Here is a 20,386-nt window from a genome sequence, read left to right as displayed (position 1 = left end):
GCCAGCCGTGGGCATTTCCTGCCGTGGCGCGCCAGTATTTGCGGCCCGCCGGACGCTCGTCGGCTGTGCTGGCACTTTGCCGCAACCCCAGGCATGCTAGCCCGCTTTCCCCAGACAACCCCGACCAGCCCGTTCGGCCCTCGCGCCGATGGATCAGGATTGCCCCGTGCCCGACATCTCGCCCGCCCTCACCCACCGCGCGCCCGGAGAGCCCCAGGGGCCCGCCCTTCAGCGCTCGGTCAAGAGCCTGCTCGGGGTGCTGGTGGTGGTCATGATCGGGCTGCTGTTCTGGCAACTGCTGCAGGAGTACCACCGCCTGCAGACCGGCCAACGCCAGCACGACCGGACCCTCGCCGAGCAACTGGCGCGCCAGCTGGAAGGCGCCATGGAACAGGAGGCCGAGGCCGGCCTCGCCCTGCTGCAATACAGCGGCCGCGAGATCAGCGAACCGGCCCTGCTCGACAGCCTCCATGTACTCTATCCGCAGATGCACAGCATCGCCCGAGTCTCGCCCCGGGGCGGCGTGCTCGACGACAGCGACCCCGCCAGCGACGACAGCCTCTACATCGCCGCCCTGGCCCAGCGCAGCGCCGGCCAGCCCTACCATTTCGCCTTCACCGCCGAGGCCGGCGGCCGCGTCTACCTGATGCTCCACGACGGCCAGGGGCGCAGTTGGGTGCTGCGCCTCGATGCCTCCACGTTGCAGGCCTGGCTGCGTGAACGCGGCCTGAGCTGCGGCTGGCTGCTGGAGGACCGGCTCAACCAGCGCGTGCTGATCCATGGCGGTACCGAAGCGGACCAGAGCAAACCCACCGGCGTGCCCCTCACCGCCGAAGAGCAGGCCCAGACCCTCGCCCAACTGCCCCTGGCCAACAGCGACTGGCAACTGCGCGCCCTGTACGACGAGCGCCAGGCCCGCGCCACGATGCTGCCCGGCCTGATCGGCAAGCTCGCCCTGTTCTCCGTCTGCGCCGCCATGGCCCTGTTGGCGCTGTTCGTCCTGCAACGCGAGCAACGCAGCCTGAAGGCCCTCAACGACGCCTCGCGGCGCTCCCTGCGCCAGGCCGCCAGCGCCCTCGGGGTGATCGAAGAGCGTGTGGTGGTGACCTGGACCGACGGCCTGGTGTGCTACCTCAACGCTCAGGCCGAAGCCATGTTCGGCCTCAGCAGCGAGGACGCCCAGCAGGTCCACCTGCTGGCCCTGCTGCCCAACCTCGACCCGCTGCTGCTGCACACCATCCACTACAGCCAGGACCTCGGTCCCGACCTGGTGCAGGTCAGCGTCGGCACCGTGCAGCGGCTGTTCACCGTGACCCGCAGCGACCTCAACGACGGCGCCAAGCTCATCGGCTACGTCTGGGTCCTGCGTGACGTCACCGAGGAGCAGCAAGCCCTGCGCGTACTCCAGGAAACCCGTCGGCGCTACCAGGAAATATTCGAAGGCACCGGCGTCGCCCTCTGCGTGCTCGACCTCGCCAGCCTGCGCGAGCACCTGCTGCACAACGGCATCCGCGACGCCCAGGCCCTGGAGCACTGGCTGCAGGGCCACCCCGAGCGCCACCTGCCACTGCAACAGCGCCTGCGGGTCACCGAGGTCAACCAGTTCGCCCTGCGCCTGCTGGGCGCACGCAACGCCGACCAGGTCTGGCAGCTGATCATCGGCGACCGCCCGCTGCGCCCCGGCGGCATGCGCATGCAGCTCATCGCCGCCGTGCTCGGCACCCAGCAGCAGCTGGAGCTGGAAACCCGCATCGTCACGCCCCAGGGCGTGGAACGGCACCTCTGGGTGGTGCTGCGCATGCCCGAGATGATCCAGGACCTGCACGCCGTCACCCTCAGCATGAGCGACATCACCAGCCGCAAGCGCATGGAGCTGTCGCTGATCGAGCGCGAGCGATTCTGGTCCGACGTGGTGCTGGCGGTGCCCGACACCCTCTACGTGCACGACATCGGCGCGCGCCGGGTCATGCTCAGCAACAACCGCCTCGGCCAGCAGCTCGGCTACAGCCGCCGCGAACTGCGCGAGATGGGCGAGCACTTCTGGGAACAGATCCTCCACCCCGACGACCAGGAACAGTACGCCCGCATGCGCAGCCTGCAGCAGGTGGTCAGCGACGGGCAGCTGCTGCAATGCCTGCTGCGCTGGCGCCACCGCGACGGCAGCTGGCACTGGTTTGACATCCGCGAGCAGGCCCTGACCCGCGACGACCAGGGGCGGGTCAGCCGGCTGATCGGCGTGGCCAAGGACATCACCGAACAGATCGAAGCCAGCGAGCAGATGCGCGACAGCGAGCGGCGCTACCGCCTGCTGGCCGAGAGCATCAGCGACGTCATCTTCACCAGCGACCGCGAACTGAAGCTCAACTACATCAGCCCCTCGGTGCAGCCGGTGCTGGGCCTGAGCCCGGAATGGGTGATCGACCACGGCTTCAACGGCACCGTGGCCAACCCGCGCCAGCTCGCCTCGCTGTTCGTGCTGATGGACAAGGTCAACCACGCCCTGGGCGATCCCCAGCGACTGGCGGAACTGCGCAGCCAACTGCCGCCGCAGCTGTTCCTGTTCGACTGCCTGCGCGCCGATGGCCGCAAGATCCCGGTGGAGCTGCGCATCATGCTCATGTGGGACGAGCACGGCCGCTTCGAGGGCCTGCTCGGCGTCGGCCGCGACATCAGCCAGCAGCGCCGCGCCGAGAAGGACCTGCGCATGGCGGCCACGGTGTTCGAGCACTCCACCTCGGCCATTCTGGTCACTGACCCGGCCGGCTACATCGTCCAGGTCAACGAAGCCTTCACCCGCATCACCGGCTACCAGTCCGCCGAGATGCTCGACCAGCTGCCCTCGATGCTCACCGCCGACCGCCAGCAGGCCACCCAGCTGGACTACATCCTGCGCCAGCTCAACCAGCGCGGCAGCTGGGAGGGCGAGATCTGGCTCAAGCGCCGCGCCGGCGACCACTACCCCGCCTGGGTCGGCATCACCGCCGTGCACGACGAGGAAGGCGACCTGGTCAGCTACGTGTGCTTCTTCAGCGACATCAGCGAGCGCAAGGCCAGCGAGCAGCGCATCCACCGCCTCGCCTACTACGACGCCCTCACCCAGCTGCCCAACCGCACCCTGTTCCAGGAGCGCCTGCACACCGCCCTGCAGCACGCCGAGCGGCGCGAGGAATGGGTGGTGCTGATGTTCCTCGACCTGGACCGCTTCAAGCCGATCAACGACTCCCTCGGCCACGCCGCCGGTGACCGCATGCTCAAGGACGTGGCCGTGCGCCTGGCCGACTGCGTGGGTGACGACGACACCGTGGCGCGCATGGGCGGCGACGAGTTCACCCTGCTGCTGTCGCCCTGCACCGGGCGCGAAACGGCCCTGAACCGGGCCATCACCGTCGCCGAGCAGATCCTCTCGCGCCTGGCCCGGCCCTTCGTGCTGGAAGGCCGCGAATTCTTCGTCACCGCCAGCATCGGCATCGCCCTCGGCCCGCAGGACGGCCACGAGCCGAGCCAGCTGATGAAGAACGCCGACACCGCCATGTACCACGCCAAGGAACGCGGCAAGAACAACTTCCAGTTCTACCAGGCCGAGATGAACGCCCGCGCCCTGGAGCGCCTGGAGCTGGAGAGCGACCTGCGCCACGCCCTGGAACAGCGCGAGTTCGTCCTTTACTACCAGCCGCAGTTCTCCGGCGACGGCAAGCGCCTGACCGGCGTCGAGGCCCTGCTGCGCTGGCGCCATCCCGAGCGCGGCCTGGTACCGCCCGGCGAGTTCATCCCCGTGCTGGAAGAGCTGGGCCTGGTGGTGGAAGTCGGCGACTGGGTCCTGCGCGAGGCCTGCCGCCAACTGCGCACCTGGCACCAGCGCAAGATGCGCCTGCCCAAGGTCTCGGTGAACATCTCCGCCCGCCAGTTCGCCGACGGCCAACTGGTCCAGCGCATCTCCGGCATCCTCGCCGAGAGCGGCCTGCCGCCCGCCTGCCTGGAGCTGGAGCTGACCGAGAGCATCCTCATGCGCGACGTGGCCGAGGCCATGGAGATCCTCGCCAACCTCAAGCGCCTCGGCCTGTGCATCGCGGTGGACGACTTCGGCACCGGCTACTCCTCGCTCAACTACCTCAAGCGTTTCCCCATCGACGTGCTGAAGATCGACCGCAGCTTCGTCGACGGCCTGCCCGACGGCGAGCGCGACGCCCAGATCGCCCGCGCCATCATCGCCATGTCCCACAGCCTCAACCTCGCGGTGATCGCCGAAGGCGTCGAGACCCACGCCCAGCTCGACTTCCTCCGCGAGCACGGCTGCGACGAAGTGCAGGGCTTCCTCTTCGGCCGGCCGATGCCCGCCGACCAGCTGGAAGCCCAGTTCGGCGGCGCCGCGCTGTTCATGCTCAGCTGAGCCTGCGATTCGTGACCTGCGGCCGGGCCCCGGCCGCCCGCCTGCCGTAAGATCGCGCCACCCGCACCGCCACCGCCACACCACTCGCCATCGACCGGCACACGACACGACAAGGAGCCCGCATGTCCTGGTGGAAACGCTTCCTCCGCCCCCCGCACGCCACGCCCGCCACCGACAGCGACCACGACGCGCCCGAGGCACCCGAGGCTACCGGCGGCAGCATCGAATTGCGCCAGGGCACCGCCGAGTACGAGCACTTCATCACCCTCGCCGAGCTGGAGCAGGGCAACCTCGTCCACGGCGCCGAACACCTGGCGGAGCTGCTGCGCTACGCCCCCGGCAACCCCGAATGGCTGGCCCTGGCCGAGCAGTACCGGACCCGCGTCGGCCGCCCGGCCGACGCCGAGCTGCTGCCCATCGGGGAGCAGCGCTACTACGCCAGCGAAGCCCTGCGCAGCTGGCTCATGGCCCGCGAAGAGCGCCTGCCGGAGGCCGTCGACCTGCTGCTGCAGGTGATCGACGTCGCCCCGGGCACCGACTACCTCAACGCCTGGGCACTCGGCTGGCTGGAGCCGGCCGGCGCCCTGGAGCGACTGGACCCGGCGCTGCAGATGCGCCTGTTCTCCCGGGTCATCCAGGCCACCCCGGAGGCCCGAGAGGCCAGCGTCCGCCAGCTCACCGCCGCGCGCCGCTGGGCCGCCCTCGCCGGACGGGTGACGCCCTCTTCGGACCTGGCCGCACAGTGGCCCATGCTGCACATCGGCCTGCTGCGCCGCGCCGCCTGCTTCGAGCAGGCCCTGGCGCTGGCCGACCTGGCCCGCGCCGAGCAGGACTGGCACCTGGCCGTCGCCCGAGGGCTGCTGCTGCGCCAGCAGGGGCGGGCCGCCGAGGCCGACATCGCCTTCAGCCTGGCCGTGCGCCAGCAGCCCGAGGAAATCAGCGCCTACCTGGAGGCCGGCGACACCTGGCTGGAGCAACAGGGCTGGGCCCAGGCCAGCGGCTGGTACGAACAGGTACTGGCCCGCCAACCCGAGCATGACTGGGCGCAGCCCTCACTGGACTACTGCCAATGGCGGGCCAGCGGTGACGACGCCCGGCTGCAGCGGGTGATCGACGCCGCCCGGGCCGGCAACGAGCGCGCCTACCAGCTGTGGTTCCTCGCCGCCGGTGCCCCGCCGGAGCCGAGTGACGCCAGCGCCAACGTGCTGCGGCAGATCCGCGAAAAGCTGCTGGAGGGGGCCTTTTCCGGCTCGGCCAACGACCGCATCAGCCTGCGCACCTCCTCCCTGGAGGCGCCCAGCAACACCCTGGCCATCGCCCTCGAACTGGCTGCCCACGGCCTCACCGGCTGCACGGTGGAGGTCACCACCGAGGCCATCGCCCACCCCGATCCGCGCCAGCCGCTGGGCCCGGTGGACCACCTGCTGTGGCGCTACGAAGGCGACCAGCCCAGGCCCGCCCTGCCGCCGCCCGGCGAGCGGGTCTGCGCCCTGATCGCCGGCCTGGCCGCACAACCCTACGCCCGCAGCAACTGGGCCCAGGCCAGCCATGTGGCCACCGGCCTGGGCGAGGACGAGGCCCTGCAGGTGCTGGCGTGCCTGGTGCACCCACCGGCGGTGCCCGACCGTTCGACCCCCGCGCTGGTCTGGCTGACCCGCGTGCAGACCGCCGCCGCCCAGGTCCTCGCCCAGCTCGACGGCGGCTGGGAGGGCTCGCGTCGCCGCGCCCTGCTGCTCAGTGCCCTGTTCGGCCCCACCGACTGGACCACGGTGGCCGCCATCCGTGCGCTGACCACCCTGGCCCAGGAGGAGCCCGCCCACGCCCTGGCGATCCACACCGCCTTCGAGCAACTGGAGCGCCAGCGCCCCGATGCCGGCTACTGCTGCTGGCTGGAGCCGCTCTACGAATGCTGGCAGCAGCTGCCGCTGCTGGCCGACCACGAACGCGAAGCCCTGCAAGGAAAGCTCGCCGAGCTGCACGGCGCAGAAGAGGAATCCGCGTGAGCGCCACTTGTCTGTCGCATGACCGACCTTCATGTGTCAGCCAGCGACCTATGGGTTAGAATGCGCGCCTTTCCACGTACCGATCCCTGAGAGGACCGCCATGTTCAGCCGTGATTTGACCCTCGCCCGCTACGATGCCGAACTCTTCGCCGCGATGGAGCAGGAAGCCCAGCGCCAGGAAGAGCACATCGAACTCATCGCCTCGGAGAACTACACCAGCCCGGCGGTGATGGAAGCCCAGGGTAGCGTGCTGACCAACAAGTACGCCGAGGGTTACCCGGGCAAGCGCTACTACGGCGGTTGCGAGTACGTCGACGTGGTCGAGCAGCTTGCGATTGACAGAGCCAAGGAGCTGTTCGGCGCCGACTACGCCAACGTCCAGCCCCACGCCGGTTCCCAGGCCAACGCCGCCGTCTACCTGGCCCTGCTGTCGGCCGGCGACACCATCCTCGGCATGAGCCTGGCCCACGGTGGCCACCTCACCCACGGCGCCTCCGTCTCCTCCTCCGGCAAGCTGTACAACGCCGTGCAGTACGGCATCACCGACGCCGGCCTGATCGACTACGACGAAGTCGAGCGCCTGGCCGTCGAGCACAAGCCGAAGATGATCGTCGCCGGCTTCTCCGCCTACTCCCAGGTGCTGGACTTCGCCCGCTTCCGCGCCATCGCCGACAAGGTCGGTGCCTACCTGTTCGTCGACATGGCCCACGTGGCCGGCCTGGTCGCCGCCGGTGTGTACCCGAACCCGGTGCCGTTCGCCGACGTGGTCACCACCACCACCCACAAGACCCTGCGCGGCCCGCGCGGCGGCCTGATCCTCGCTCGCAAGAACGAAGAGATCGAGAAGAAGCTGAACTCCGCCGTCTTCCCCGGCGCCCAGGGTGGCCCGCTGGAACACGTGATCGCCGCCAAGGCCGTGTGCTTCAAGGAAGCCCTGCAGCCCGAGTTCAAGGCCTACCAGCAGCAGGTCCTGAAGAACGCCCAGACCATGGCTGGCGTGTTCATCGAGCGCGGCTTCGACGTGGTCTCCGGTGGCACCCAGAACCACCTGTTCCTGCTGTCGCTGATCAAGCAGGACATCACCGGTAAGGACGCCGACGCCGCCCTGGGTCGCGCCTTCATCACCGTGAACAAGAACAGCGTGCCCAACGACCCGCGCTCCCCCTTCGTCACCTCCGGCCTGCGCATCGGCACCCCCGCCGTGACCACCCGTGGTTTCAAGGAAGCCGAGTGCCGCGAACTGGCTGGCTGGATCTGCGACATCCTGGAGAACATGGGCGACGAGTCCGTGGTCGACCGCGTGCGCGAGCAGGTCAAGGCCATCTGCGCCAAGTTCCCGGTGTACGGCAACTGATTGCCTGAGCGGTGAACGAGAAAGCCCGGCACCTGCCGGGCTTTTTTGTGCCTGTCGTACACGCCCTGGGGCCGCTACGCAGCCCTTGGCGAATGAATTCGCCCCTACAAGGCGCAGGGTGGATGGCGCTTTTTCCATCCACCGGGGTGTTGCCGGCAGCTCCAATGGTGGGCTGAAGCCCACCCTGCGCGCCATGCAGTAGCCCGGTCGTCAGCCCGGGAACACCCCTCAGGCGCAGGGTGGATGGCGCTTTTTCCATCCACCAGGGGTGTTTCCGGCTGCTCCGATGGTGGGCTGAAGCCCACCCTGCGCGCCATGCCGTAGCCCGGGCTTCAGCCCGGGAACGCTCCTCAGAAACCGAACGTCGCCGACATCAGCCAGGTACGCGGGGTGGAGAGGGTGAGGCCGGTGGCGGTGCCGTCGGGGACGTTGGCGGAGGCCCAGTAGGCCTTGTCCATGACGTTCTCCACGCTGGCGCGCAGGGTGACGTCCGTCTCGCCGACGCTGAAGGCGTAGCGCGCGCCCAGGTCGTAGCGCTGCCAGGCATCGGCCTTCTGGGTGTTGGCCTGGTCGAGGTACTGGGCGCCGGTGTGGATGGCCCGTGCGGTCAGGGTCAGGCCCTGGACCTGGGGCAGGTCCCATTCGAACCCCAGGTTGGCATTGAGGATCGGCGCCCCGACCGCGCGGTTGCCGTCGTTGGTGCCATTGGCGGTGCGGGTCAGTTCGGCGTCCAGCAGCATGGCGCCGCCGAGGATGCGCACGCCCTCCAGCGGTTCGCCGAACAGGTTCAGCTCCACGCCCTGGTTGCGCTGTTCGCCGTCGGGCCGCAGGAAGCCGTTCTCGGTGTAGTAGGCCGGCTTCTCGATGCGGAAGACGCTGAGGGTGCTGGTCAGGTTGCCCATGTCGTACTTGATGCCGGCCTCCACCTGCTTGCTGCGGTAGGGGGCGAACACCTGGCCGGCGTTGTTGGCGGTCTCCGGCGCGGTCTGACCCTGGGTCAGGCCTTCCATGTAGTTGGCGTAGAGCGACAGGGACTCGGTGGTGCGCCAGACCACGCCCAGGGCCGGCGAGGTGGCGCGCTCGTCGTAGCGCTGGTCGGGCTCGCCGGGTTCGGAGCTGTCCACCTCCACCCGCTGCAGGCGCGCACCGAGGGTCAGCAGCACCTGGTCGTCGACGAAGCCGAGGGTGTCGGCCAGGGCCAGGCTGCTGAGCACGCTTTCGGTGTGGGTGGGGTTGTCCGGGGCGGTGGGCGTGCCCGGCACCGGCAGGGTCACCGGGTTGTACAGGTTGCTGACGCCGTTGGCGTAGCGCGCGCCACTGTTGTCGAAGGTCATCTCGTAGCGGTTGAGGCTGGCGTTCAGGGTGTGGCTGACCGGGCCGGTGGCGAACCAGTGACGCAGGCCGACGGTGGCGGTGCGCACGTCCTCCTCGCGCTGGAAGGCGCGGGGGCTGACCACGAAGCGCCCGGCGTCGTTGGTGACCTGCACGGCATGGCGGAGGAAGTCGTAGTCGCCCTTGCGCGCGCCGACGGCGGCATAGAGCAGGGTGGAGTCCCCCAGGTCGTACTCGCCACGCAGGGCACCGAAGGTGTCCTTGGCGCGGGAGTAGGTCCAGGGCTGGGCGAAGTTGTCGTGGATGTCCTTCGGGTCGGGCACCTTGACCCCGGCGTTCAGGCCGACCCGCTCCATGGGGCCGTCCACGTCACGGGTCTGCCGCCCGAGGTCGAGGGACAGGCGCACGCGCTCGGCACGCAGGTCGAGCCCGAGCACGGCGGAGTCGCGGTCCAGGTGCTGGTGGTCCCATTCGGTGTCGCCGGACTGCTTCACACCGTTGAAGCGCAGGCCGAAGCGCTGGTCCTCGCCGAAGCGCCGGCCGATGTCCACGTGACCGCCCAGTTGCCCGGTGGAGGCCTGCATGGCGGTGAATTCGGTGACCGGGTCGGCCCCGGCGCGCTTGGGCTCGATGTTGATCGAGCCGCCGACGCTGCCGTTGGGCGCCAGCCCGCCGAGCAGCGCGCCCGGGCCCTTGAGCACGTCCACCCGCTCGACCATCTCCATGTCGATGGAATAGGTGGGCAGCACGCCGTACAGGCCGCCGAAGGCGACATCGCTGTTGTAGAGGCTGTAGCCACGGATGGAGAACTGCTCGAAGCGCCCCGCCGAGGGGTTGGTGCTGCGCACCGAGGGGTCGCTGGCGACCAGGTCGGCCAGGGTGCGGGCCTGCTGGTTCTTCACCATCTCGCTGGTGTAGGAGGTCTGGCTCAGGGGCGTTTCCAGGAAGTCCCGCTCGCCCAGCAGCCCGAGGCTGCCGCGGCGCGACACCTGCCCGCCGGCGTAGGCATCGCCGCCCATCCCGACACCTTCGCCGGTGACGGCGATGGTCGGCAGCTCCTCGGCCCCCTCGGCACGCGGCGGCAGGCGTTGCAGGGTGTAGCCCCCCTCCCCGGCCGGCAGCAGCATCAGCCCCGAGCCCCGCAGCAGGGCATCGAAGCCCTCGTCGATGCCGTATTCACCCTGCAGCCCGGGGCTGTCGAGCCCGTCCACCAGGGCCGGGTCCACGGACAGGCTCACGCCGGCCTGGCCGGCGAAACGGGTCAGGGCACTGGCCAGGCTGCCGGCAGGAACCTGGTAGCTGCGCCGAGCGCCGTCATCGGCCCAGGCGCTGGGCAGGCCGAGGGCCAGGAGAAGGCTGGCCCGCAGCAGGTGCCGGGCCAGGGGGAAGGATGGGGAACGGGAGGTCATGGAAGGCTCTCTTTTTCGTGTTGTCTCCTGGGATGACAAGCGACGCGAAAAAAAGGGACAGCCTTCACCCGACATGGGCACGCGGCACCAGGGAGACCCAGTAGCGCGTGCGGTAGTGCACCTCCAGCGGCAGGGTGGCGGCGAGCAGTGCGAGCACGCGGTCGGTGTCGTCGAGGCGGAAGGTGCCGGTCACCGGCAGCGCCTCCAGTGCCGCGTCCCAGCGCAGCAGGCCGGGGCGGTAGCGATCCAGCTCGCGCAGCACGGTGCCGAGGGGGCGGTTCTCGACAATCAGCACCCCCTGCCGCCAGTCGGGCTGCTCGGGGTCGAAGCGCGTCACCGGCGTGGTGCCTGTCGGGAGCAGGCCGGCACGCTGGCCCGCAGACAGCGCCACCACCTGCCCGGTCGCAGGGTGCAGGCGAACCGTGCCCGCTTCCACCGACACCAGGCAGCCCGCCTCCAGTTGCCGCACGCAGAAGCGCGCTGCGTCGGTCAGCAGCCGGCCTTCGGCCCGCTCGACCCGCAGCGGGTCGGGGGTTTCCACGGCGATCTCGCCGGCCACCAGCTCGATGACGCCGGGGCTGAGGTTGACCGCGCTGGCGGTGTTCAGGTGCAGGCGGCCCCCACCGGGCAGGTCGACGTCGCGGCGTTCACCAGTGGCGGTGCGCAGGTCCGCGCGCCAGCTGGCCACGGGCGCCTGGCGGTAGGCCAGCCAGGCTGCCGGGGCGAGGGTGGCGAGGCCCAGCACCTGCTTGAGCGCGCGGCGCCGGCCAAGGTCGGGGCGGTCCAGGCTGGCCAGGGCCAGGGGCGCGGGCAACCCGGCGAAGCGTTGGCGTAATGTCTCGGCCCGTTGCCAGGCGGCCTCGTGGGCCTCGCTGAGGGCGCGCCAGTGCTGCAGCGCAGCCGCTTGCTCCGGGCCCAGCCCGCCGGCGTCCCGGAGCACCAGCCATTGCGCGGCCTCGCGGGCGATGCGCCGCGCCGGTTCCGCAGCGTGGGCGCTCACAGTTCCACCAACAGGCAGTGCTCGTAGGCACGCGCCATGTAGCGCTTCACCGTGCGCTCGGACACCGCCAGGCGCTCGGCGATACGGGCGTAGTCCAGCCCTTCGAGCTGCGACCAGAGGAAGGCCCGGCGCACCGCCAGGGGCAGGCCGTCCAGCAGTTCGTCGAGGGCGTGCAGGGCTTCCAGCACCAGCCAGCGCTGCTCCGGCGACGGCACCTCGGCCTCGGGCAGGCAGGCCAGGGCGTCCAGGTAGGCCTGTTCGAGGCTGCGGCGCTTGTGGTGATTGATCAGCAGGCGGCGGCCGATGGTGAGCAGGTAGGCGCGTGGCTCGGCCAGGGTCGGCAAGGTGCGCTGCTGGTGGGCCGCCAGCACGCGGACGAAGGTGTCCTGGGTCAGGTCGGCGGCATCCCAGGCGTTGCCCAGGCGGCGCCGCAGCCAGCCTTCGAGCCAGCTGCGGTGCTCACGGTAGAGCGAACCGGGGGTGTCGCCGGGTGCCGCTACGGCATCGGTCATACGGGGCACGCCGAAAGAGGAAAAGAATCAAATGCGAGTGATTCTATTTACTTTCAAGCGGCATTCCAATCACCGATGACGCTCAGTGGGCGGCGGCTTCGAATCCGGCGCGGATCTCGTCTTCCGGGAGGTTGTCGCCGATGAAGACCATCACACTCTCGCGCGGCTCGTCCGCCTCCCACTCGCGGTCCCAGTCGAAGCCGTAAAGGCGCAGTACGCCCTGGAACACCAGGCGACGGGCTTCGCCGGCCACCGCGAGCACGCCCTTGTAGCGCAGCAGGGCGTTGCCGTGGCGCTCCAGCAGGCCTTCCATGAAGGCGCTGAGGCGCTCCATGTCCAGCGGCGTGTCGCTCTTGAGCACCAGGGTGCCGATGCGGTCCGGGGTGGCAGCCGGGCGCACGGGGCGCAAGGTCAGCACAGGGCCGATATCGGCGTTGAGGTTGAAGCCGCGCACGTCGAGCAGCTCGGCCAGCTCGATGCGGCCGTGGTCGACGACGCGCACCGGCGCCCGGCGGTTGATCCGCGCGAGGCGCTGGCTGAGGGCGTCGAAGTGCGCCTCGTCCACCAGGTCGCGCTTGCTCACCAGAATGCGGTCGGCGAACCCCACCTGGGCCTGGGCGATGGGTTCGGCCAGGTGGCGCTCGGCATTCACGGCGTCCACCAGGGTGATGATGCCGTCCAGCACGTAGCGCTCGCAGAGGGCTTCATCGGCGAAGAAGGTCTGCGCCACGGGCGCCGGGTCGGCCAGGCCGGTGCACTCGATCACCAGGCGGTCGAAGGCCAGTTCGCCGGCGTCCAGGCGCTCCAGCAGGAGGAACAGGGCCTTCTCCAGCTCGACGTGGATGGAGCAGCAGACGCAGCCGTTAGCCAGGGTCATGACCTGCACGGGCTCGTCGCCCAGCAGCTGGCCATCGATGGGCGTCTCGCTGAATTCGTTCTCGATCACCGCGATCTTCAGGCCGTGCTCGGCCTTGAGGATGTGCTTCAGGAGCGTGGTCTTGCCGGCACCGAGAAAGCCGGTGAGCACGGTGACGGGGATGGGGAGGTGTGCGGACATCAGGGCATTCCTCAATGTGGCGGTGACCTGCGCGGAAGGCAGGTCATGGGTGTTTCGGCGGTGCGCGGAGCAGAAAGAACAGCGCCACGACGAGTCGTGGCGCGTGGGTAACTATCAACCTGTCTCGCCAGGCGTCGCGAGCGCAGGCAGGTTGGTGGCGACCAGCGCGCAGGAACCGCAATGTACTCCAGTACATGAGGATTCCGAGCACTGCCCGCCTCCAAGATGCCAAGCGCAGCAGCCTGGCGGGGCAGGTTTCAGCAACAGCGGATGGGCCGCCCTTTCCCGCCCCCGTAACGGGCTTCCTGGCGCTCCCGGAAGAACGCCTCGTAGCTCATCACCGGCTGGTCCGGGTGCTTGTTGCGCATGTGCTCGACGTAGGTGTCGTAGTCGGGCATGCCCACCAGCATCCGGGCGGCCTGCCCGAGGTACTTACCCATGCGGCTCAGGTCATTGAACATGCGCGTTCACTCCTCAGGCGTCCGGGATCGGCTGGAACGGCGTTTCCTTGTCGCTGCGCTCGGGCTTGCTCCAGGCGGCACGGCCGACCTTGACGGCATAGAACAGCACGCTGAGCACCACGAACAGGAACAGCACGGTCAGGGTGGCGTTGGTGTAGGCGTTGAAGATGACGTGCTGCATCTGCGCCATGTCCTTGGCCGGTGCCAGCACCTGGCCGGCGGCGGCGGCGTCGCTGTACTTCTTGGCCAGGGCCAGGAAGCCGACGGCAGGGTTCGGGTCCAGCAGCTTGATCAGGCCGGCGGTGGTGGTGCAGATCAGCAGCCAGGTGGCCGGGATCAGCGTCACCCACACGTAGCGCTGGCGCTTCATCTTGATCAGCACCACGCAGCCCAGCATCAGGGCGATGCCGGCGAGCATCTGGTTGGAGATGCCGAACAGCGGCCACAGGGTGTTGATGCCGCCCAGCGGGTCGATCACGCCCTGGTACAGCAGCCAGCCCCAGAGGGCCACGCAACCGGCGGTGGCGAGCACGTTGGCGAACCAGGAGTCGGTCTTCTTCAGCGCCGGGACGAAGTTGCCCAGCAGGTCCTGCAGCATGAAGCGCCCGGCACGGGTGCCGGCGTCCACGGCGGTGAGGATGAACAGCGCCTCGAAGAGGATCGCGAAGTGGTACCAGAACGCCATGGTGTTTTCGCCCGGCAGCACCTGGTGGAGGATCTGCGCGATGCCCACGGCCAGGGTCGGCGCACCACCGGCACGGGCCAGGATGGTGTGCTCGCCGATGTCACGGGCGGTGGCTTCCAGCTGCTCGGGGGTGATGGTGAAGCCCCAGCTGCTGACGGTGGCCGCCACGGCGGCGACGTCGGAGCCGACCACGGCCGGCGGGCTGTTCATGGCGAAGTACACGCCCGGCTCGATCACCGAGGCGGCGACCATAGCCATGATGGCGACGAAGGACTCCATCAGCATGCCGCCGTAGCCGATGTAGCGGGCGTGGGTCTCGCTGGCCAGCAGCTTGGGCGTGGTGCCGGAGCTGATCAGCGCGTGGAAGCCGGACACCGCACCACAGGCGATGGTGATGAACAGGAAGGGAAACAGGTTGCCCTTCCACACCGGGCCGGTGCCGTCGATGAACTGGGTCAGGGCCGGCATCTTCAGCATCGGCATGGTCACCAGGATGCCGATGGCCAGGGCGATGATGGTGCCGATCTTGAGGAAGGTGGACAGGTAGTCGCGCGGGGCGAGGATCAGCCACACCGGCAGCACGGCGGCGACGAAGCCATAGCCGATCAGCATCCAAGTGATCTGGATCCCGGTGAAGGTGAACGCCGGCCCCCAGACCGGGTCTGCGGCGACCTGGCCGCCCAGCCAGATGGAGGCCAGCAGCAGGACCACACCGATCAGCGAGATCTCACCGATTCGGCCCGGCCGGATGTAGCGCATGTACACACCCATGAACACCGCGATGGGGATGGTCGCCATCACCGTGAACATGCCCCAGGGGCTCTCGGCCAGGGCCTTCACCACGATCAGCGAGAGCACCGCGAGGATGATGATCATGATCAGGAAGGCGCCGAACAGCGCGATGGTGCCAGGCACCTGGCCCATTTCCTCGCGCACCAGCTCACCCAGGGAGCGGCCGTTGCGGCGGGTGGAGATGAACAGGACCATGAAGTCCTGCACCGCACCGGCCAGCACCACCCCGGCGATCAGCCAGAGCGTGCCGGGCAGGTAGCCCATCTGTGCGGCGAGCACCGGGCCCACCAGCGGGCCGGCGCCGGCAATGGCGGCGAAGTGGTGGCCGAAGAGGATGTGCTTGTTGGTCGGGACGTAGTCCAGGCCGTCGTTGTTGATCAGCGCCGGAGTGGCGCGGGTCGGATCGAGCTGCATCACCTTGCTGGCGATGAACAGGCTGTAGTAGCGGTAGGCGATCAGGTAGAGCGCCACGGCTGCCACCACGATCCACAAGGCGTTGATGGCCTCGCCGCGGCGCAACGCGACCACGCCCAAGGCACTGGCGCCGATGACGGCCAGCACTGCCCAGGGCAGGTGGCGCGCGACGCTGTTGTTATTGTTCATAGGAGACTCCCAATGGATGGACAGACAAGCTGCCGCGCAAGCTTAGTCCCATCTGCCCCGATTGAGGTCTAGACATTGGTCTAGAGCCTTCCGACAACCGAGCCGGAAGACACCTTCGATGGATTTCCTTCCTCACGCAGAAAATCGCAGGAAGGGGCTGAGGACACCCGCAACGCTGCCCGTCACGCCGGCGCGCGCTGCGCATGCCCCCTCACATATCCCGCAGGCATGAAAAAGCCGGGCATCGCCCGGCTTCTTCGTTGCTCCTGCCGATCAGGCCGGTTGCTTGGCGTAGCGCGCCAGCTGCTGGTCGCGGCTCATCACGTCAAGGGTGTTGGCCAGCACCTGCTCGCCGGTCACGTCGGGGGCGGAGAAGATCTGCGCGAAGTTCTCCTGGGTGATCTTGGCGAAGTGGGCACGGTCGGCCTTCTCCACGCCCAGCAGGGTGGCGTAGGCATCCAGCGCCTCGCCCTGGCCCTGGGCCATGTCCTCGGCGATGTTGTCGAGCATGCCGTTCATGGCCAGCATCGAGCGGCCGCCATAGCCCAGCTTGACGCTGGTGTCGCACCCGTTGGTCCCGGAGGTCATGCCGAAGGTGGCGTTGCCCGAGGTGCCGTTGGTGGTGGTGGCGAGGAAGTGGGGGGCCATGCCGCGCTGCCCTTCGAAGAGCATGTTGCCCCAGCCGCATCCGTTGCCGCCGGCAGCATCGGCATGAGCCGCCACGCTGCCAACACAGAGCAATCCCGCAATCAGACCTTTGACCAGCAGTCGGTTGTCCATTAGCTGCACTCCACAGGTAATCAGAAGGTGAATAGCTCATGCAGCTTTGGTGACAGGAAAGCGGCTGTCAAACCGAACGGCCAACCATCCGGCGAGCGGTCGCCGGGGATGTGAACGGGTTGGCGGGCGCCCCTTGCCGGCGCCGGGGATTGGGAGTCTAATCCGCCGCGACCGGGCCAGCAGGCCCGCCTGCCCCATCGATGACCGTCCATGACCGGCCCCCTCCGCCGCAGGATCGCGGCACTCTTCGCAGCCTTGCTGATGCTGGCCGCCTGCCGGGACGGGCACTCGCCGCCGCTCGACCAGCAGCTCTACGTCTGGCAACGCCAATGGACCCCGGCCCACGCCGAGGCCCTGCGCGCCAGCCACGCCACCTTCTCCACCCTGCGCGTACTGGCCCTCCAGGCCCACCCGGGCGCCGGCTGGTCGCGGGCCCGCATCGACACCGACCTGCTGCGCCAGGACGGCCGCCCCTGGGTTGCCGTGGTGCGCCTGGACGGCCAGTTGCCGCAACTGGACAGCCAGCGCGCACGGGACGAGATCGGCAGCCTGCTGGCGGACTGGCAACGCACCGGGCTCACCCCGGTCGCGGTGGAGATCGACCACGACTGCGCCAGCGCGCGCCTGGCGGACTACGCCCGCTTCCTCGGCGAGTTGCGCGCCAGCTTGCCCACCGGCATGCAGCTCGGCATCACCGCCCTACCCGCCTGGCTATCGAGCCCCCGCCTGCCGGACGTGCTCGCCCAGGTCGACGGCAGCGTCCTCCAGGTGCACGGTGTCAGCGCGCCGGAGAAGGGCCTGTTCGACGAGCGCCAGGCCCTGGAATGGGCGCGCCGCTGGGATGCCATCAGCCCCACGCCCTTCCTCCTCGCCCTGCCCGCCTACGGCGCCGGCCTGATCCGCTCCGACGACGGCGTTCAGGTCGAGAGCGAAGCACCGCTGCCCATCGCCGGGGCGCGCCAGGAATGGATGGCCGATCCCCAGCAGGTCGCCGGGCTGGTCGCCCGGTTGCGCCGCGACCCGCCCGCACACCTGGCGGGCCTGATCTGGTTCCGCCTGCCCCTGCCCGGGGATCGCCGCGCCTGGCCGCTGGCGACGCTGATGGCGGTGGCCCGGGGCGAAGCACTGGCAGCCGACCTGCGCCTGGACGTGCGACGCCCGGACAACGACCCCCAGCTCAACGAACTGACCCTGGCCAACCTCGGCAATGCCCCGGCAGCGCTGCCCGCTCGCCTGCAACTGGCCGCCCATGACTGCTTCGCCCATGACGCCCTGCCGGGCTATCGCCTCGTCACGGACGACGCCGGCCTGCGCCTGGAACGCGAGGCCGGCCCCACCCTCTACCTGCAAGCGGGCCAGCGCCGAGCGCTGGGCTGGGCCCGCTGCCATGCACCTGCTCAAGGAGGACTCCATGCACAGCCCTGATCGGCCCCTCGCCCGCCTGGCCCTGGCCATCGCCCTGGCCCTGCCGCTAGCCAACCAGGCCCTGGCCTGCGGGCCCGACTTCAACCTGACCCTGCTGGACAACCGCGCCCGCACCCTGGCCGAGATGCCGGAGAACAACTTCGTCTTCGAAGCCACCCACCTGGCCCCGCCCATCGCTGGGCTCAAACCGGTGAGCCAGGCCACCCTGGTGATCTATTGGGAGGCGGACAACGAGAACTACGTGCGCCAGCGGGAGTGGGTGGAGCGGGACGAACTGGGACGCGACGTGGCCCAGCGCGTCGAGCAGTTGCGTGCCCTGGATGACCCCGCCCAGGTGGAAGCCCAGGCCGGCGACCTGCCAAAAGAGCAGCGTCTCTACATCGCCGGCGCCGTGGCCTTCCGCCGGGACGGGGAAGAGGCCAGCGGCTACTTCCGCCGCCTGCTCGCCCTGCCCGCCGACCAACGTCGGGCCCGCAGCACCTGGGCGGCCTATTCCCTGGGGCGCGCACAGGCGGAAATGAGCCGCAACCTGCCCGCTTCCGACGACGTGACCACCGATGCCGAGGCCGAGCAGCGCCGGCAGGCCCACGCCCAGGCCGCCCGCGAGGCCTTCCAGCTGACCCGCCAACTGGTTCTGGACGGTTTCCCCGACCCCCTCGAGCTGGCCGCCGCCAGCCTCGGGGAAGAGGCCCGCGTGGCCAAGGACGCCGGCGACTGGGGCCAGGCCATCCGCTTCTATTCCAACCAGGCGGCGCTGAACTCCAGCGTCGGCATCAGTTCCCTCAAGTTCCTCTCCAGCGAACTGGCGCAGATGCCGGTGGATCAGTTGCGCCCGCTGCTGGAGGTTCCGGAGGTCCAGCAGTTGCTGACCACCCGCCTGCTGACCCGAATCGGCTGGGACTACGAGGGCCAGACCGAGGCCGAGAAGCCCCTCGTCCAACTGTTGCTGTCGCTGGACGAACCGGCCCTGCCCAATGCCGACCGCCTCGCCACCCTGGCCTACCAGAGCGGCCAGTACGACACGGCCCGGCGCCTGCTGGAAAAGGCCGGCGACTCGGGCCTCGCCTGGTGGATCCGCGCCAAGGTGGCGCTGCACGACGGCGACATCACTACGGCCACCCAGGCCTATGCCAAGGCCTCCCAGGCCTTCCCCGAGGACGAGAGCTGGGCCTACCGGCGCGACGACGACGGCTACCTGGAGACGGTGAAGCCCCACTGCCGGGTCGATGGCGAACGCGCCGTCCTCGCGCTTAAGCGAGGCGACTACCTGGACGCCCTGGACATGCTCTACCGCAGCGGCGAGATCTACTGGGAAGACACCGCCACCCTCGCCGAACGGGTGCTCACCGCAGACGAGCTGAAGGGCTTCGTCGACGCCAAGGTGCCAGCGCCCAATCCGCAGGACCAAGCCCAAGGCGACGCCTACCTGCCTCGCCCGATTGCCACCCTGCTGCGGGAGCTGCTGGGCCGTCGCCTGATGCGCGAAGGGCGCTACGACGAGGCACCGGCCTACTTCGCCACCGAGGAGCTGCGCACCATCGCCCGCGAGTACGCCCGGGCACGCCGGGAGGCGGAGAGCCGCTGGACCGACATCGGCCAGGCCGAGGCCTACTACACCGCCGCCGTCCTGGCACGCTGGCGCGGCATGGAGCTGCTGGGCTACGAGATGTCGCCGGACTTCAAGGTCTACGAAGGCAACTACTACCAGCTCCAGGTGGAACGACAGGACCCGGCCGGCTGGCTGAGCGAAGACGAAGCCAGGCGCCAGAACAGCGCACTGGCCGAGCCCAACCGCCGCTTCCACTACCGCTGGGTGGCGGCGGACTTGGCCGAACGCGCCGCCGACCGACTGCCGCACACCAGCCAGGCCTTCGCCGCTGCACTGTGTCAGGCCAGCGGTTGGCTGGAGTACCGCGATCTGGACAGCGCCCGGCGCATTTACCGCCGTTACGTGGAGAACGGTCCGTTCGTGGAGTGGGCCGGCAACTTCGGCAAGACGTGTGAAGATCCGGATTTCGAGCGGGCCAAGCCCCGCCAATGGAAAGAACGCTGGGCCTCCATCACCGCCCTGGCGCCGTCCCGACGCCATGCCGCCTATGGCCTCGGCGCACTGCTGGTGGCCGGCGGCCTGCTGCTGGCCTGGCGTCGTCGTCGGGGATGAGCGGGTACTCTAGCCCTTGTCTATAGTGATCCAAACTGCCCAGGAGTCTTGAGCGATGAGCCAGAAAGAACACGAACGACGGCGCTTCCACCGGGTCGCGTTCGACGCCGTGACCGAACTGATCCAGGGCGAGCGCCAATGGCAGGCCGAACTGCAGGACATCTCCCTGAAAGGCCTGCTGCTGAGCCGCCCGAATAATTGGAACGGGGACGGGGACCAGCCCTTCCAGGCGGTCATCCACCTGTCGCGGGACGCCCTGGTGCGCATGGACGTGGTCCTCACCCGGATCCATGACGACCAGCTGGGCTTCGTCTGCCAGCACATCGACCTGGACTCCATCGCCCACCTGCGCCGGCTGATGGAGCTGAACCTGGGCGACGAGACGCTGCTGGAGCGCGACCTGGCCGCCCTTGTGGAGGCTTGAG

General features: G+C 69.3%; 13 protein-coding genes. 6 read left to right on the top strand and 7 right to left on the bottom strand.

Annotation, left to right across the window (positions count from 1 at the left end):
• The first annotated feature begins 385 nt into the window (after positions 1-385).
• The 3 genes from RTK35_RS11875 to glyA all read left to right on the top strand — a co-directional run bounded on the left by RTK35_RS11875 (position 386) and on the right by glyA (position 7,744).
• Positions 386-4,387: an EAL domain-containing protein gene (locus tag RTK35_RS11875; protein ID WP_410478666.1), complete on the top strand. Its 4,002-nt coding sequence runs from the start codon at positions 386-388 to the stop codon at positions 4,385-4,387.
• A 122-nt stretch (positions 4,388-4,509) separates the two neighbouring features.
• The gene (locus RTK35_RS11870; RefSeq protein WP_316908080.1) at positions 4,510-6,390 is read left to right on the top strand and encodes a hypothetical protein; all 1,881 of its coding nucleotides are present in this window, start codon (positions 4,510-4,512) and stop codon (positions 6,388-6,390) included.
• A gap of 100 nt (positions 6,391-6,490) precedes the next feature.
• On the top strand, positions 6,491-7,744 hold the full coding sequence (glyA, locus tag RTK35_RS11865) for a serine hydroxymethyltransferase (protein WP_107328847.1): 1,254 nt from the start codon (positions 6,491-6,493) through the stop codon (positions 7,742-7,744).
• A gap of 350 nt (positions 7,745-8,094) precedes the next feature.
• On the opposite strand, the gene RTK35_RS11860 is transcribed toward glyA, so the two are convergent.
• The 7 genes from RTK35_RS11860 to RTK35_RS11830 form a co-directional block, all read right to left on the bottom strand.
• Entirely contained in the window at positions 8,095-10,485 is a 2,391-nt protein-coding gene (locus RTK35_RS11860) for a TonB-dependent receptor (protein WP_316908079.1), read from the bottom strand.
• A gap of 64 nt (positions 10,486-10,549) precedes the next feature.
• The gene (locus tag RTK35_RS11855) at positions 10,550-11,485 is read right to left on the bottom strand and encodes a DUF4880 domain-containing protein (protein WP_316908078.1); all 936 of its coding nucleotides are present in this window, start codon (positions 11,483-11,485) and stop codon (positions 10,550-10,552) included.
• Positions 11,482-11,997 (bottom strand): sigma-70 family RNA polymerase sigma factor, encoded by a 516-nt coding sequence (locus tag RTK35_RS11850; RefSeq protein WP_316908077.1) that lies wholly within the window; start codon positions 11,995-11,997, stop codon positions 11,482-11,484. The genes RTK35_RS11855 and RTK35_RS11850 overlap by 4 nt, the downstream gene beginning before the upstream one ends.
• A gap of 82 nt (positions 11,998-12,079) precedes the next feature.
• Positions 12,080-13,054: a GTPase gene (yjiA, locus tag RTK35_RS11845; protein ID WP_316908076.1), complete on the bottom strand. Its 975-nt coding sequence runs from the start codon at positions 13,052-13,054 to the stop codon at positions 12,080-12,082.
• A 257-nt stretch (positions 13,055-13,311) separates the two neighbouring features.
• Positions 13,312-13,515, bottom strand: coding sequence for a YbdD/YjiX family protein (locus RTK35_RS11840; RefSeq protein ID WP_044410488.1), 204 nt, complete (start codon positions 13,513-13,515; stop codon positions 13,312-13,314).
• Positions 13,516-13,528: 13 nt separating this feature from the next.
• Positions 13,529-15,595, bottom strand: coding sequence for a carbon starvation CstA family protein (locus RTK35_RS11835; RefSeq protein WP_316908075.1), 2,067 nt, complete (start codon positions 15,593-15,595; stop codon positions 13,529-13,531).
• Between the two features lie 273 nt (positions 15,596-15,868).
• Positions 15,869-16,375: a DUF3015 domain-containing protein gene (locus RTK35_RS11830; RefSeq protein WP_044410492.1), complete on the bottom strand. Its 507-nt coding sequence runs from the start codon at positions 16,373-16,375 to the stop codon at positions 15,869-15,871.
• 210 nt (positions 16,376-16,585) lie between these two features.
• Here RTK35_RS11830 and RTK35_RS11825 point away from each other — a divergent pair, with 210 nt between their 5' ends.
• The 3 genes from RTK35_RS11825 to RTK35_RS11815 are packed head-to-tail and all read left to right on the top strand — an operon-like array spanning position 16,586 to position 20,385.
• Positions 16,586-17,800: a DUF3142 domain-containing protein gene (locus RTK35_RS11825; RefSeq protein WP_316908074.1), complete on the top strand. Its 1,215-nt coding sequence runs from the start codon at positions 16,586-16,588 to the stop codon at positions 17,798-17,800.
• A complete protein-coding gene (locus RTK35_RS11820; protein WP_316908073.1) occupies positions 17,787-19,961 on the top strand; it encodes a hypothetical protein in 2,175 nt (724 codons plus the stop codon). The genes RTK35_RS11825 and RTK35_RS11820 overlap by 14 nt, the downstream gene beginning before the upstream one ends.
• Before the next feature lie 55 nt (positions 19,962-20,016).
• The gene (locus tag RTK35_RS11815) at positions 20,017-20,385 is read left to right on the top strand and encodes a PilZ domain-containing protein (protein WP_142012104.1); all 369 of its coding nucleotides are present in this window, start codon (positions 20,017-20,019) and stop codon (positions 20,383-20,385) included.
• The last annotated feature ends 1 nt before the right edge of the window (position 20,386 follow it).

Origin of the sequence: Pseudomonas sp. zfem003, from assembly GCF_032621675.1 — a bacterium.
Lineage (GTDB): Bacteria > Pseudomonadota > Gammaproteobacteria > Pseudomonadales > Pseudomonadaceae > Metapseudomonas > Metapseudomonas otitidis.
Note: the sequence above shows the minus strand (reverse complement) of the source record. Positions and strands in the feature narration are given on the sequence as shown.

What these genes read in the sequence shown, in the direction of transcription:
- RTK35_RS11875 (WP_410478666.1), top strand. Translation starts at nt 386, where the DNA reads ATGGAACAGGAGGCCGAGGCCGGCCTCGCCCTGCTGCAATACAGCGGC.
- RTK35_RS11870 (WP_316908080.1), top strand. Translation starts at nt 4,510, where the DNA reads ATGTCCTGGTGGAAACGCTTCCTCCGCCCCCCGCACGCCACGCCCGCC.
- glyA (WP_107328847.1), top strand. Translation starts at nt 6,491, where the DNA reads ATGTTCAGCCGTGATTTGACCCTCGCCCGCTACGATGCCGAACTCTTC.
- RTK35_RS11860 (WP_316908079.1), bottom strand. Translation starts at nt 10,485, where the DNA reads ATGACCTCCCGTTCCCCATCCTTCCCCCTGGCCCGGCACCTGCTGCGG.
- RTK35_RS11850 (WP_316908077.1), bottom strand. Translation starts at nt 11,997, where the DNA reads ATGACCGATGCCGTAGCGGCACCCGGCGACACCCCCGGTTCGCTCTAC.
- yjiA (WP_316908076.1), bottom strand. Translation starts at nt 13,054, where the DNA reads ATGTCCGCACACCTCCCCATCCCCGTCACCGTGCTCACCGGCTTTCTC.
- RTK35_RS11840 (WP_044410488.1), bottom strand. Translation starts at nt 13,515, where the DNA reads ATGTTCAATGACCTGAGCCGCATGGGTAAGTACCTCGGGCAGGCCGCC.
- RTK35_RS11835 (WP_316908075.1), bottom strand. Translation starts at nt 15,595, where the DNA reads ATGAACAATAACAACAGCGTCGCGCGCCACCTGCCCTGGGCAGTGCTG.
- RTK35_RS11830 (WP_044410492.1), bottom strand. Translation starts at nt 16,375, where the DNA reads ATGGACAACCGACTGCTGGTCAAAGGTCTGATTGCGGGATTGCTCTGT.
- RTK35_RS11825 (WP_316908074.1), top strand. Translation starts at nt 16,586, where the DNA reads ATGACCGGCCCCCTCCGCCGCAGGATCGCGGCACTCTTCGCAGCCTTG.
- RTK35_RS11820 (WP_316908073.1), top strand. Translation starts at nt 17,787, where the DNA reads ATGCACAGCCCTGATCGGCCCCTCGCCCGCCTGGCCCTGGCCATCGCC.
- RTK35_RS11815 (WP_142012104.1), top strand. Translation starts at nt 20,017, where the DNA reads ATGAGCCAGAAAGAACACGAACGACGGCGCTTCCACCGGGTCGCGTTC.